Raw genomic sequence first — 13,083 nt, 5'->3', positions numbered from 1 at the left:
GATATCGACATGGCTCAGTCGGCAACGAGTTCAAGCATGATCGTCGACAGCGGCGGCAAAAGCATCGTCGCGGAGATGCTTCCTCCCTCCGCCCGTGCCTCGACCATGCCGCCATTGCCCTTGCCGGACCCGCCATATTCGGAAGCGTCGGTGTTGATGATTTCGCGCCATTTGCCGGCCGTAGGCAACGGCACGCGATAATTGTCACGCGGCACCGGCGTGAAATTGGAAATGACGGCCACCGGGCTGCCGCCCGGTGCACTGCGCAGCCAGGCAAAAACCGAATTCTGGCTGTCATCGACGATCAGCCAGGAAAACCCTTCCGGCTCACAATCACGGCCATGCAGTGCCGGGCGCGAACGGTAGAGATAGTTGAGATCGCGCACCGTCTGCCAGACGCCGCGATGCGGCCGGAATTCAAGCAGGTTCCAGTCGAGCGCGCGCGCCTCGCTCCATTCGCGGCGCTGCGCGAACTCCTGCCCCATGAAAAGCAGCTTCTTGCCGGGATAGCCCCACATGAAAGCGTAGTAGGCGCGTAGCGTCGCAAACTTCTGCCAATCGTCGCCGGCCATCTTGCCAAGCAACGTGCCTTTGCCGTGCACAACCTCGTCATGCGAGAGCGGCAGCACGAAATTCTCCGAGAAGGCGTAGGTCAGGCCGAAGGTGAGGTCGTTGTGGTGGTGCTTTCGGAAGATCGGCTCCTTGGAGAAATACTCCAGCGTGTCGTGCATGAAGCCCATATTCCACTTGAAGCCGAAGCCCAGCCCGCCTTCATGCACCGGTGCCGAGACCTTCGGCCAAGAGGTCGATTCCTCGGCGATGGTCATCACGCCCGGATGGTGGCCGTAGACCTCCTTGTTCATCTTCTGCAGGAAGCTGACCGCCTCAAGGTTCTCGCGGCCGCCTTTCTCGTTAGGGATCCATTCGCCGGCCTTGCGCGAATAGTCGAGGTAGAGCATCGAGGCGACCGCATCGACGCGAAGTCCGTCGACATGGTATTTCTCGGCCCAGAACAACGCATTGTTGACCAGGAACGACACCACCTCGCGGCGGCCGAAATTGTAGATCGCGGTGTTCCAGTCGGGATGAAACCCCTTGCGCGGATCGGCATGTTCATAGAGCGCGGTGCCATCGAAATTGGCCAGGCCGTGCTCATCGACCGGGAAATGCGCCGGCACCCAGTCGAGAATAACGCCGACGCCGGCACGGTGGGCGCCGTCGACGAAGCGGGCAAAGCCGTCCGGATCGCCAAAGCGGGCCGATGGCGCGTAGAGGCCGGTCGTCTGGTAGCCCCAGGACGGGTCATAGGGATGTTCAGAGATCGGCATGAATTCGATATGGGTGAAGCCGGTCTCGACCACATAGGGGATGAGCCGGTCGGCCAGTTCGTCCCATGACAGGAACGTACCGTCGTCGCGAAGCTGCCAGGAACCGGCATGGACCTCATAGATCGAAATGGCTTCGCGCCGGTGATCGGCATTGCGCCAGAAATTGCGATGCGCCTCATCGCCCCACTCATGCGCCGGCGGCACAGCAACGACCGAAGCGGTGGCCGGACGCAGTTCGGATTTGAAGGCGAACGGATCGGCCTTCAGCGGCAGCCTGACGCCGTCGGGGCCGATGATCTCGTATTTGTAGGGCCGGCCAGCACCGATATCGGGAATGAACACCTCCCAGATGCCGGTGTCGCGGCGGTCGCGCATCGAGTGCCGGCGGCCGTCCCATTCGTTGAAATCGCCGACCACAGAGACACGCCGCGCATTGGGAGCCCAGACGGCGAAATGCACGCCGGTGGCGCCTTCGTGCTCGATGACATGAGCGCCGAGCTTGTCGAACAGCCTGAGATGCGATCCCTCGGCGATGTAGTAGTCGTCCATCGGCCCGAGCACCGGACCGAACGAATAGGGATCGGTCAGCCACCAGTCGCCGCCGGCATTGCGCGCGTGATAGCGAAGCGGTTGCCGCTTCTTGATCGAGAGCTTGCCTTCGAAAAAGCCGCCATCGTCGCGCCTGGACAATTCACCCGCGATGGTGCCGGTCAGCGTATAAGCGGTGACGAATTCGGCATTCGGAACAAAGCAGCGGGCCACAAAACCCTTCCCAGCCTCCTGAACACCGAGAACGGCAAACGGATCGCCATGCGTACCGGCAACAATCGCCGCAACATCGCTGGCTGCCGCCAGTCCGTCCGGCCCGCTTGTCGCAGCGGTCGCGCGCGGCTTCTTCATCAGGCAGTGTCCCTCCCCAGGCACCGAGTGTTTGTTTCTAGTGGTGTGATCCGACTTTTAAGTTCACACCACCGGGACCACATTGTTTGCGGCCTCATGCAATCACATCAGGCAGGCACGTTCCAGATTTCTTTCGCATATTGGCGGATCGTGCGATCGGAGGAGAACCAGCCGACACGCGCCACATTGCGGATTGCCCTGGCGTACCAGTCGGGACTGTTGCGCCAGACCGCATCGACCTCGCGCTGGGCGGTGGCATAGGCATCGAAATCGGCGGCGACCATGAACCAGTCGCTGTTGTAGAGACCGTTGACGAGGTCGCGGTAACGCTCCGGATCATCCGGCGAGAAGACGCCTGACGAAACAGCCGCGACCGCTTGCGCCAGCTCGGGCGATCCTTCGATGACGGCGCGCGGATCGTAGCCGTTGTTGCGCCGCTCGGCGACCTCGGCGGTGGTCAGGCCGAAGATGAAGATGTTGTCGTCACCGACGCATTCCTTGATCTCGACATTGGCACCGTCGAGCGTGCCGATGGTCAGCGCGCCGTTCAGCGCGAACTTCATGTTGCCGGTGCCCGACGCTTCCATGCCGGCGGTCGAGATCTGCTCGGAAAGGTCGGCAGCCGGCATCATGATCTCGGCAAGGCTGACATTGTAGTTCGGCACGAACACGACCTTCAGCAAACCGCGCACGGCCGGGTCGCGGTTGATGACCTTGGCGACGTCGTTGGCGAGTTTGATGATCAGCTTGGCGTTGTGATAGCTGGGCGCCGCCTTGCCGCCGAAGAATTTCACGCGCGGCATCCAGTCGCGCTCGGGGTGCGAGCGGATCTGGTCATAGAGGGCGATCGCCTCGAGGATGTTCAGAAGCTGGCGCTTGTATTCGTGGATGCGTTTGATCTGGATGTCGAAAAGCGCCGAAGGATCGACCTTGATGCCGAGCCGGTCGGCGACGAGGTTGGCCAATCGCGCCTTGTTGGCGCGCTTGACGGCGGCGAACTTGTCGCGAAAGACGGCATCGCCGGCGAAACCGTCGAGATCCTTGATGGCGTCGATGTCATCGAGAAAACGGTCGCCGATCGCCTCGCGGGCGAGCGACGTCAGTCCGGGATTGCATTGGATCAGCCAGCGCCGCGGCGTGATGCCGTTGGTCTTGTTGTTGATACGATCGGGATAGAGCTTGTGCAGGTCGGCGAACACCGTCTCCTTCATCAGGTCGGTGTGAAGAGCCGAAACGCCGTTGATGGAATGCGAGCCGACAAAGGCCAGATTGCCCATGCGCACCCGGCGGTCGCCATTTTCCTGGATCAGCGAGATGCGGCCAATCTGCTCGTCCGAGAACTGGTTGGAAGCACGCGCCTCCAGAAGCACTTCAGCGTTGATGGCATAGACGATCTGCATGTGGCGCGGCAAAAGCCGCTCGAACAGCGGCACCGGCCAGCTTTCCAGCGCCTCGGGCAGCAGTGTGTGGTTGGTGTAGCCGAAGGTGCGCTGGGTGATATCCCAGGCCTGGTCGAAGTCCATGCCGTGGACGTCCATCAACAGGCGCATCAACTCCGGCACGGCGATGGCGGGATGGGTGTCGTTCAAGTGGATCGCAGCCTTGTCGGGCAGCGACTTCAGGTCGCCATATTGGCTCAGATGGCGCTGCACGATGTCCTGCAGCGAGGCGGTGGAGAAGAAATACTCCTGCCGAAGCCGCAGTTCCTGCCCGGCCTTGTGGGAATCGGCGGGATAGAGCACGCGCGACAAGGCATCGGCCTTGTTGCTTTCGGCTAGCGCGCCGATGTGGTCGCCGGCATTGAATTTGTCCAGCAGGATCGGATCGACCGGCATCCCCGACCAGAGCCGCAGCGTGTTGACGCGGTTGGCCCGCCAGCCGACGACGGGCGTGTCATAGGCGACGGCCAGCACATGCTCGGTCGGTTTCCAGACATGGCGTTCGAGGCGCCCATCCTTGGAGGTGATCGATTCCACCGAACCGCCGAAACCAACCTCGAAGGAGCGTTCGCGACGTTCGAACTCCCACGGGTTACCGTGATCAAGCCAGGTCTCTGGCAGTTCGACCTGCCAGCCGTCGTGAATCTCCTGCCGGAACATGCCATTGGCATAGCGGATGCCGTAGCCATGCGCCGGAATGTCGACGGTCGCCATGCTTTCCATGAAGCAGGCCGCGAGCCGGCCGAGGCCGCCATTGCCGAGCGCCGCATCGGGCTCGAGTGCTGCAATCAAGTCGAGGTCGACACCCAGCGACGACAGCGCCTCGCGCATGTTGTCCATCAGGTCCAGATTGGAGAAGGCATCACGCATCAGGCGGCCGATGAGGAATTCCAGCGACAGATAATAGACGCGCTTTTCCTTCTGGTCGTAAGCCTCTCTCGTTGCCTGCATCCAGTGATCGACGATCCGGTCGCGCACGACCTTGATCGAGGCGGTCAGCCAGTCGTACTGGGTCGCAACGGTGGTGTCCTTGCCGACCCTGTATTTGAGGGCCACCAAGACTTCACGTGCGAGTGTCTTTGGATCAGGATTTTCGAGCAGTGGCGGAAGGGGTTCGGATGTCATCGCGCTCGTCATGATGCCTCTCGTGCGGTTGCCATGATCATACCGGCTTTCATCGCTCCTCCCAGCCCATGCTAGCTGATACCGCCATACATTCAATCGATTTAAACAGGTTCGATCCGGCTTGCCCCCTGCGGCAATTTGCCAATTCTGAAGTGTGACGCGTCAAGACGGCCCGCGCTACGCGCTTCAAATTCCTGTTCCGTGCTTGCCGCTGTTGCCATGCACCAGCCACTTTGGGCGACATGTATCAAGCCGCCAGCGCCGCCTCCGGCGGGGCCTTGGCTCCTGTCATGAAGGCGACGGCATCGGACATCGTATATTGCTTGGGGTCGATGACGGCGAGGCGACGGCCCAGCCGATGGATGTGAATGCGATCGGCCACTTCGAAGACATGCGGCATGTTGTGCGAGATCAGCACGATCGGCAGGCCGCGCTTCTTGACGTCGAGGATCAACTCGAGCACGCGGCGGCTTTCCTTGACGCCAAGCGCGGCCGTCGGTTCGTCCATGATCACCACCCGACTGCCGAAGGCGGCCGCACGCGCCACGGCCACGCCCTGCCTTTGGCCGCCCGAGAGCGTCTCCACAGCCTGGCTGATGTTCTGGATGGTCATCAGGCCAAGTTCGGTAAGCTTGTCGCGGGCGCGCTTTTCCATCGCCGGGCGATCGAGCATGCGAAGCCAATCGCCCAGAAAACCCGGTTTACGGATTTCGCGGCCAAGGAACATGTTGTCGGCGATCGACAGCGCCGGCGACAGCGCCAGGTTCTGGTAGACGGTCTCGATGCCGGCTTCGCGGGCCTCCATCGGCGATTTGAAGGAGACGGGTTTTCCTTCAAGCCGGATCTCGCCTTCATCGGGCACGGCAGCGCCGGAAATCGCCTTGATGAGCGACGATTTGCCGGCGCCATTGTCACCGATGACCGCAAGGATTTCGCCGGGGTAGAGGTCGAAGTCGGCGTTGTCGAGGGCGGTGACGCGGCCGTAGCGCTTGACCAGGCCACGCGCGGTGAGAATGGGTTCTTGGGTCGTGGTCATGCCGAAACCTTTCTGATCCATTGGTCGACTGCCACGGCGCCGATGATCAGCACACCGGTGAGCAGCACCTTCCATTGCGGATCGGCGCCCAGCATGTTGAGGCCCATGGAGACGACGCCGACGATCATCGCGCCGAACAGCGTGCCCAGGATCGAGCCGCGTCCGCCGAACAGGGAAATACCGCCGATCACCGTCGCGGTGATCGCCTGGAGATTGTAGTCGGTGACGGCGGCCGACGGCGAGATCGAGCCGTTGCGGCCGATGGAGACCCAGGCAGCGAAAGCGGCGATCAGCCCGGCAAGGGTGTAGACCGTCATCAGCACCTTCTTGGTCTGGATGCCCGACAGCTTCGCCGCCTCCTGATCATCGCCAACGGCGTAGACATGGCGGCCCCATGCCGTGTGATTGAGCACGTACCAGAGGATCATCACGAGCACGACCGTGGCAATGACGCCGAGCGTCAGCACCGCCGTGCCGACCTTGAAGCTGATGGCAAAGAGATGCAGCAGCGGCGCTTGGGTGTCGACGTCGGTGTCGCGGATCGTCTCGTTGGCCGAATAGATGAAGTTCGTGGCCATGACGATGTTCCAGGTGCCAAGCGTCACGATGAAGGGCGGCAGTTTCATGTAGGCGACAAGCACCCCGTTGAGCAGCCCGCAGGCCGCGCCGGCGGCAAGCCCGATCGCCACGGCGAGCGCGCTCGGCATGCCGTAGCTGACCGCGCAATTGCCCATGATCACCGCTGAAATCACCATGATCACGCCGATCGACAGGTCGATGCCGGCGGTCAGGATGACCAATGTCTGTGCGGCACCCAGAATGCCGATGATGGCGATCTGCTGCAGGATAAGCGTCAGCGTATAGGACGAAAAGAACCGCCCTCCGATGGTGATGCCGAAGACGATGATCGCCAGAACCAGCACGATCAGCGGCACCGCGGCCGGCGTCGAATGCAGGAAATGCTGGATGCGCTTGACGGCCGATTTGTGCTCGTCAAAAGCAGCAACGCTGGTGTCGCTGCTCGAGAGAACCTTCTCGAATTCCTGAGCTTGAGCCATGTTTACTCCCCGTAGGCTTCAGCCAAACGCCGACGCCAGTCCACGCCTTTCCGGTCTGCTGCCGGGATTGTTCGCGGTCACGCGAGCCATCGTCCACCCGAAGCGGCCGGGGATCAAGCCCCGACCGCTCAGGTTCCGTAGATGCCTTGTCAGACCGGCATCAGCCCCAGCACTTGGCGAGGCCTTCCTTGGTGTCGATGGACTTCACGCCGGTGGCCGGCTTGTCGGTCACGAGGTTGACGCCGGTGTCGAAGAAGTTCTTGCCTTCGGTCGGCTTCGGCTTGGTTCCGTCCTTGGCAAAAGCGGCGATCGCCTCGATGCCGAGCGCTGCCATCTGCAGCGGATATTGCTGCGAAGTGGCGCCGATGACACCTTCGGCCACCGACTTCACGCCGGGGCAGCCGCCGTCGACGGAGACGATCAGCACCTGGCTTTCGAGGCCGACAGCCTTGAGCGCCTGGTAGGCGCCGACAGCAGCAGGCTCGTTGATGGTGTGGATGACGTTGATGGTGTTGTCCTTCTGCAGGAGGTTCTCCATCGCCTTGCGGCCGCCCTCTTCATTGCCGTTGGTGACGTCGTGGCCGACGATGCGCGCATCGTCCTCATCGCCGATCTTGTTGGGATCCTTCACGTCGATGCCGTAGCCCATCATGAAGCCCTGGTCGCGAAGCACGTCGACGGTCGGCTGCGAAGGCGTCAGGTCGAGGAAGCCGATCTTGGCGTCCTTGGCCTTGTCGCCGAGCGTGGCGGCTGCCCAGGCACCGATCAGCTTGCCGGCTTCGAGATTGTCCGTCGCAAAGGTCGCGTCGGCGGCGTCGATCGGATCGAGCGGCGTGTCGAGCGCGATCACCAGCAGGCCCGCATCGCGCGCCTTCTTCACGGTAGGCACGATGCCCTTGGTGTCGGATGCAGTGATCAGGATACCCTTGGCGCCGTCGGCGATGCAACTCTCGATCGCCGCGACCTGGCTCTCGCTGTCGCCGTCGATCTTGCCGGCATAGGTCTTGAGGTCGACGCCGAGTTCCTTGGCCTTCGCGGTGGCGCCTTCCTTCATCTTGACGAAGAAGGGATTGGTGTCGGTCTTGGTGATCAGGCAGGCACCGACACCGGCCGCGGATGCGGACGATGCGAACGCCATCAGCCCCAGAGCCGCGGCGGCAAACACGGTCGATTTCAACAGTTTTGTATTGGTCACGATTTCCTCCCAGTGGAACCATTCCGGATGCCGGCCAACCGGCACCTGCAGCGCGTCCAACGAAATTCTCCCAGCGTGGACGCTGCTTCAACAGACACCAGCACAAAGCCCCTGTCAATAATTAAATCACTCTTATTTATTATTGACAGCCTTGCTTCGTTGACCCATTCTGGCCCAAAAGCATTGAGGGGAACGACGGGAGGAACAGGGTGGAAACGGCCATTGCGAGGCACGGTTCGCCCGAGGTGAATGACAGTCTCATTCACCGCGGCACCAACCAGAGCGGCATGCGCGACCACAACGAGCGGTTGGTGCTGTCGCTGGTGCGCCAGCATGGCAGCCTGGCAAAATCCGACATCGCCCGCATGACCGGCCTTTCGGCGCAGACGGTTTCGGTCATCATGCGCGAGTTGGAGGAAGAAAGCCTCCTGCTGCGCCAGGCGCCGTTGCGCGGCAAGATCGGCCAGCCTTCCATCCCGATGGCGCTCAACCCCGAAGGCGCTTTCTTCATCGGCCTGAAGATCGGCCGCCGCAGCGCCGAACTGGTATTGATAGATTTCCTTGGCCATGTCCGTTCGATGCTGCAGCATTCCTATCGCTACCCGGCGCCGCGCGAGACGGTGGACTTCGTCACCAACGGCATGCGGCAGATGCGCGGCGAGCTGACGCCCGCGCAAGACAAGCGCATCGCCGGGCTCGGCATCGCCATGCCGTTCGAATTGTGGAACTGGGCCGATACCGCCGGCGCCCCGCGCGATGTCATGGACGAATGGCGTCACCGCGACATCAGGGCCGACATCCAGGCGCAATGCGATTTTCCGGTCTATTTGCAGAACGATGCCACGTCGGCCTGCGGCGCCGAGCTCGTCTTCGGCCAGGCGGGCGCCGCGCGTGACTTCGTCTATTTCTATATCGGCGCCTTTGCCGGTGGCGGCATCGTGCTGAATGGCCGGCTTTTTGGCGGCCCGACCGGCAATGCCGGAGCGCTCGGCTCCATGCCGGTGCCCGGGCCGGACGGCAAGCCGACCCAACTGATCGATGTCGCTTCCATCGCCATGCTCGAAAAGGCGCTCAATGCGCGCGGCATCGAGGCCTCGCATCTGTGGACCTCGCCGGAAGACTGGGGCGAGATCGGATCCGAACTCGACGACTGGATCGCCAGCGCCTCAACGGCGCTCGCTTACGCCATCGTCGCCGCATCCTCGATCATCGATTTCGAAGCGGCGGTGATCGACGGTTGGATGCCGAAGGCGGTGCGCCGCCGGCTGGTCGACGCCATCATTGCGGCCATCGCCACGATCGACGGCGAAGGCTTGAAGCTGCCCGCCATTCGTGAGGGAACCGTCGGCATTCACGCCCGGGCGCTCGGCGGCGCCAGTCTGCCCCTTTCCGAACGCTTCCTGATCGGCTCGACGACAATTTCCAGGAGCGCCTGATGCTGATCGGAATTCCGGCGCTGCTCGGTCCGGAGCTTCTGGCGATCCTGCGCGGCATGGGCCATGGCGACGAAATCGCCCTTGTCGACGGAAATTATCCGGCGGAACAGCAGGCAACCCGGCTGGTACGCGCCGATGGCCACCCTCTTATCCCGGTACTCGACGCGATACTAAGCGTCTTGCCGGTGGACGACGCCGTGCCGGAGGCGCTGTTTCGCGCCTCGGTCAAGGGCGATCCTTCGCTTGCCGATCCCGTCCATCATGAGATCGAGGCGATCTGCGCCAAACGCGCGCCTGGCCGCAAGGTGGTTGCGCTGGCCGGCGCCGACTTCTATGCACGGGTCAAATCGGCGCATGCCATCGTCGCGACCAGCGAGCCGCGGCTCTACGCCAACATCATCATCCGCAAGGGCGTGATCCATCCGCCGGAGACCAGGAAGCCATGATCCTCTGCTGCGGCGAAGCCCTGATCGACATGCTGCCGCGCACGACGACAGCAGGCGAGCCGGCCTTTGCGCCTTATGTCGGCGGCGCCGTGTTCAACACGGCGATCGCGCTTGGCCGGCTCGGCGCGCCGGCAGGCTTCTTTTCGGGCCTATCGTCGGATCTGTTCGGCGGCCAATTCCGGGATGCGCTGGGGGCAAGCAAGGTCAGCTCCACCTATGCGCACACCTCACCACGGCCAACGACGCTGGCCTTCGTCAAGCTCACCAACGGCCAGGCGACCTACACTTTCTATGACGAGAACACCGCCGGCCGCATGCTGACCGTCGACGACCTGCCGCAGCTTGGCAGCGAGATCGAAGCCATGCTGTTCGGTGCCATCAGCCTGATTTCGGAGCCCGCCGGCAGTGCCTATGAGGAATTCATGCGGCGCGAGCATGAAAGTCGAGTCATGATGCTCGATCCCAACATCCGGCCGAACTTCATCCCGGACAAGGCCAAGCACCTCAGGCGCATCCGCGCCATGATGGCGATGGCCGACATCGTGAAACTGTCGGACGAAGATCTGAACTGGTTCGGCGAAGCCGGCTCGCACGAGGATGTCATCCGCAACTGGCTGGATCGAGGCCCGAAGCTGATCGTCGTCACCCATGGCAGCGAAGGCGCCGTCGGCTATACCAGGGAACATGCCGTCACCGTCATGCCGGAAAAGGTCGAGGTGGTCGACACGGTCGGTGCCGGCGATACCTTCAACGCCGGCATCCTCGCCTCCTTGCATGAGCAGGGCCTGCTGACCAAGGCGGCGATTTCCGGCTTGTCGAAAGACGCCATCCACAAGGCGCTGGCGCTCGGCGCGAAGGCGGCGGCAGTGACCGTGTCGCGGGCCGGCGCCAATCCACCCTGGCGACATGAAATCGCCTGAGCAACGCTCAACATAAGCTGAGCCCAATCGATCACTTTATGTTTCGCAGGGGCTCTTTCCAGGGCTATGAGGGCGGGATGGCGCCCGACGAAGCCCGGATTTCCGGCATCTGGCTGACATTCGCCGGGAAATACTGGTAACGGACTGCGACACTTGGGCAATTTAGCGCTCTGCCTGCCCGGCTTTCTCGGCAAGCGCAACTCTGGTACCAGCGGCCGATTATCTGGCTAACCCGTTTTGAGGCCGACATGCAGTTCATCGATCTTGGCGCGCAGCGCGAACGAATCCGCGACCGGCTGAAGGCCGCGATCGACCGTGTCGTCGACGAAGGCCGTTATATTCTTGGCCCGCAAGTCACCGAATTCGAGAATAAGCTTGCCGCCTATATCGGCACCAAGCATGTCGTGCCCTGCGCCAACGGCACCGACGCGCTGCTGTTGCCGCTGTTTGCGGCCGGCATCGGCCCGGGTGACGCGGTGTTCGTGCCGAGCTTCACTTTCGCCGCCACCGCCGAAGTGGTGGCGCTGGCCAAGGCCGAGCCGGTGTTCGTCGATGTCGACCCGCATAGCTACAACATCGACATTGCCAGCCTCGAAGCGGCCATCGCCATGATCAAGAAGCAAGGCCGGCTGAAGCCGAAGGCAATCATTCCCGTCGATCTGTTCGGCCTTGCCGCCGACTACGAGGCGATCATGGCGATCGCCAACCGCGAAGGGCTGATGGTGATCGAGGATGCCGCCCAGTCGATGGGCGGTTCGCTCGACGGCAAGATGTGCGGTGCTTTCGGCCATGTCGGATCGACCAGCTTCTATCCGGCCAAGCCGCTTGGCTGCTACGGCGATGGCGGCGCGATGTTCACCAATGATGATGCGCTGGCCGAGCAGCTCAGATCCTTCGCCTTCCACGGCAAGGGCGAAACGCAATATGACAATGTCCGCGTCGGCATCAATTCGCGGCTCGACACGATACAGGCGGCGATCCTGATCGAGAAGCTGGCCATCCTCGAAGACGAGATGGTTGCGCGCCAGGTGGTGGCAAAGCGCTATGCCGACGGGCTTGGCGACATCGTCACCGCGGCCCGCAATCTGGACGGCAGCCGTTCGGCCTGGGCGCAGTACGCCATCGAGACACCCAAGCGCGACGGGCTGAAGGCGCATCTCGGCGATAAGGGCATTCCGTCGGTCATCTACTATGTGAAGCCGCTGCATGCCCAGGTCGCCTATCGCGACTACCCGCGCACGCCGACCGGCCTGGCCGTTTCGGAAGACCTGCCGAAGCGTATCCTCTGCCTGCCGATGCACCCCTATCTCAGCGAAGCCGACCAGGACCAAATCATCGAGACGATCCGCAACTATATCGGCTCGAATTCAGCGCAGGCCGCAGCGGAGTAAGCTGCCGAGCCTTTCTCAGCCGGGGCCCGCAGCCCTGCCGCTGGCAATGAAATGCGGATTGGCAAAATCCTCGTCGTCGCTTTGCCTGCGCTTGCCATAAACCAGAGGCTGGCCATCGAGCGTGCGCGTCATGCCGCCGGCGGCGCGCAGGATGGCGTCGCCCGCCGCTGTGTCCCATTCCATGGTGCGGCCGAAGCGCGGATAGACATCGGCCTCGGCACTGGCGAGAAGGCAGAATTTCAAGGACGAACCGACCGAAACGATTTCGGCGGCACCCAGGTCGCGAATATAGGCCTCGGTTTCCGGTGTGTTGTGAGACCGACTGGCGACGACGGCCAGCGGCGTCGCGGCCGTTCTCGCCGCGATCGACCGGCGGCCGACGACCTGGTAATCGCCATCGATTTCGAGTGATTCCGCCCTGCCCGGCTGGCCGGAAAAGAAGCGCCCCGTACAGGGCGCAAAGACGACGCCGACTTCCGGCACGCCATCGCGAACCAGCGCTATGTTGACGGTGAAATCGGTGCGGCGGTTAACGAACTCCTTGGTCCCATCGAGCGGATCGATCAGAAAAAAAGCCCCGTCCAGGTCGGGCGGCACGATCCCGGCGGAAGCTTCTTCCTCGGCCACGCAGGGGATATCGGGAAATGCGGCACGCAGTCCGGCGAGAATGATCTTTTCGCTCTCGCGGTCCGCCTCGGTCACCGGCGAGGCGTCGGACTTGCGGTCAACCGCACAGCCGGCGTGGAATACGCGCATCACCTCGCGCCCGGCCGACAAGGCCAGGCGCTCGAAGATTTCGAGCATCAGCC

General features: G+C 62.6%; 10 protein-coding genes. 4 read left to right on the top strand and 6 right to left on the bottom strand.

What is annotated here, in order from left to right; all coding sequences use genetic code 11:
* Positions 1–14: 14 nt before the first annotated feature.
* The 5 genes from glgB to NKI69_RS14970 all read right to left on the bottom strand — a co-directional run bounded on the left by glgB (position 15) and on the right by NKI69_RS14970 (position 8,024).
* The gene (glgB, locus tag NKI69_RS14990) at positions 15–2,228 is read right to left on the bottom strand and encodes a 1,4-alpha-glucan branching protein GlgB (protein WP_352721804.1); all 2,214 of its coding nucleotides are present in this window, start codon (positions 2,226–2,228) and stop codon (positions 15–17) included.
* A gap of 107 nt (positions 2,229–2,335) precedes the next feature.
* On the bottom strand, positions 2,336–4,804 hold the full coding sequence (locus tag NKI69_RS14985) for a glycogen/starch/alpha-glucan phosphorylase (protein ID WP_352721803.1): 2,469 nt from the start codon (positions 4,802–4,804) through the stop codon (positions 2,336–2,338).
* A 235-nt stretch (positions 4,805–5,039) separates the two neighbouring features.
* Positions 5,040–5,849 (bottom strand): ATP-binding cassette domain-containing protein, encoded by an 810-nt coding sequence (locus NKI69_RS14980; protein WP_352441333.1) that lies wholly within the window; start codon positions 5,847–5,849, stop codon positions 5,040–5,042.
* Positions 5,825–6,886: an ABC transporter permease gene (locus NKI69_RS14975; RefSeq protein WP_127269995.1), complete on the bottom strand. Its 1,062-nt coding sequence runs from the start codon at positions 6,884–6,886 to the stop codon at positions 5,825–5,827. Before NKI69_RS14975 ends, NKI69_RS14980 begins: the two co-directional genes overlap by 25 nt.
* 160 nt (positions 6,887–7,046) lie before the next feature.
* Positions 7,047–8,024, bottom strand: a complete 978-nt coding sequence (locus NKI69_RS14970) for a sugar ABC transporter substrate-binding protein (RefSeq protein ID WP_502898064.1) — start codon at positions 8,022–8,024, stop codon at positions 7,047–7,049.
* A gap of 266 nt (positions 8,025–8,290) precedes the next feature.
* Between NKI69_RS14970 and NKI69_RS14965 the strand changes: the two genes are divergently transcribed.
* From NKI69_RS14965 to NKI69_RS14950, 4 genes are all read left to right on the top strand, one after another.
* Positions 8,291–9,517, top strand: a complete 1,227-nt coding sequence (locus tag NKI69_RS14965) for an ROK family transcriptional regulator (RefSeq protein WP_023808512.1) — start codon at positions 8,291–8,293, stop codon at positions 9,515–9,517.
* Positions 9,517–9,963, top strand: coding sequence for an RbsD/FucU family protein (locus NKI69_RS14960; protein WP_023808513.1), 447 nt, complete (start codon positions 9,517–9,519; stop codon positions 9,961–9,963). Before NKI69_RS14965 ends, NKI69_RS14960 begins: the two co-directional genes overlap by 1 nt.
* Positions 9,960–10,883 (top strand): carbohydrate kinase family protein, encoded by a 924-nt coding sequence (locus NKI69_RS14955; protein ID WP_023808514.1) that lies wholly within the window; start codon positions 9,960–9,962, stop codon positions 10,881–10,883. The genes NKI69_RS14960 and NKI69_RS14955 overlap by 4 nt, the downstream gene beginning before the upstream one ends.
* Before the next feature lie 248 nt (positions 10,884–11,131).
* The gene (locus NKI69_RS14950; protein ID WP_352721800.1) at positions 11,132–12,274 is read left to right on the top strand and encodes a DegT/DnrJ/EryC1/StrS family aminotransferase; all 1,143 of its coding nucleotides are present in this window, start codon (positions 11,132–11,134) and stop codon (positions 12,272–12,274) included.
* Positions 12,275–12,289: 15 nt separating this feature from the next.
* On the opposite strand, the gene cysQ is transcribed toward NKI69_RS14950, so the two are convergent.
* Positions 12,290–13,078 (bottom strand): 3'(2'),5'-bisphosphate nucleotidase CysQ, encoded by a 789-nt coding sequence (gene cysQ / locus NKI69_RS14945; RefSeq protein ID WP_023808517.1) that lies wholly within the window; start codon positions 13,076–13,078, stop codon positions 12,290–12,292.
* Positions 13,079–13,083: the final 5 nt, after the last annotated feature.

It is taken from the genome of Mesorhizobium sp. M0491 (assembly GCF_040321265.1).
Taxonomy (GTDB): Bacteria; Pseudomonadota; Alphaproteobacteria; order Rhizobiales; family Rhizobiaceae; genus Mesorhizobium.
The sequence above is the reverse complement of the archived record's forward strand: the minus strand, read 5'-3'. Positions and strand labels throughout refer to the sequence as shown.

Bases quoted from the DNA above. Each gene is read 5' to 3' on its own strand.
- NKI69_RS14980 (WP_352441333.1), bottom strand. From the start codon at position 5,849: ATGGATCAGAAAGGTTTCGGCATGACCACGACCCAAGAACCCATTCTC.
- NKI69_RS14970 (WP_502898064.1), bottom strand. From the start codon at position 8,024: ATGGCGTTCGCATCGTCCGCATCCGCGGCCGGTGTCGGTGCCTGCCTG.
- NKI69_RS14975 (WP_127269995.1), bottom strand. From the start codon at position 6,886: ATGGCTCAAGCTCAGGAATTCGAGAAGGTTCTCTCGAGCAGCGACACC.
- cysQ (WP_023808517.1), bottom strand. From the start codon at position 13,078: ATGCTCGAAATCTTCGAGCGCCTGGCCTTGTCGGCCGGGCGCGAGGTG.
- glgB (WP_352721804.1), bottom strand. From the start codon at position 2,228: ATGAAGAAGCCGCGCGCGACCGCTGCGACAAGCGGGCCGGACGGACTG.
- NKI69_RS14950 (WP_352721800.1), top strand. From the start codon at position 11,132: ATGCAGTTCATCGATCTTGGCGCGCAGCGCGAACGAATCCGCGACCGG.
- NKI69_RS14985 (WP_352721803.1), bottom strand. From the start codon at position 4,804: ATGACGAGCGCGATGACATCCGAACCCCTTCCGCCACTGCTCGAAAAT.
- NKI69_RS14955 (WP_023808514.1), top strand. From the start codon at position 9,960: ATGATCCTCTGCTGCGGCGAAGCCCTGATCGACATGCTGCCGCGCACG.
- NKI69_RS14960 (WP_023808513.1), top strand. From the start codon at position 9,517: ATGCTGATCGGAATTCCGGCGCTGCTCGGTCCGGAGCTTCTGGCGATC.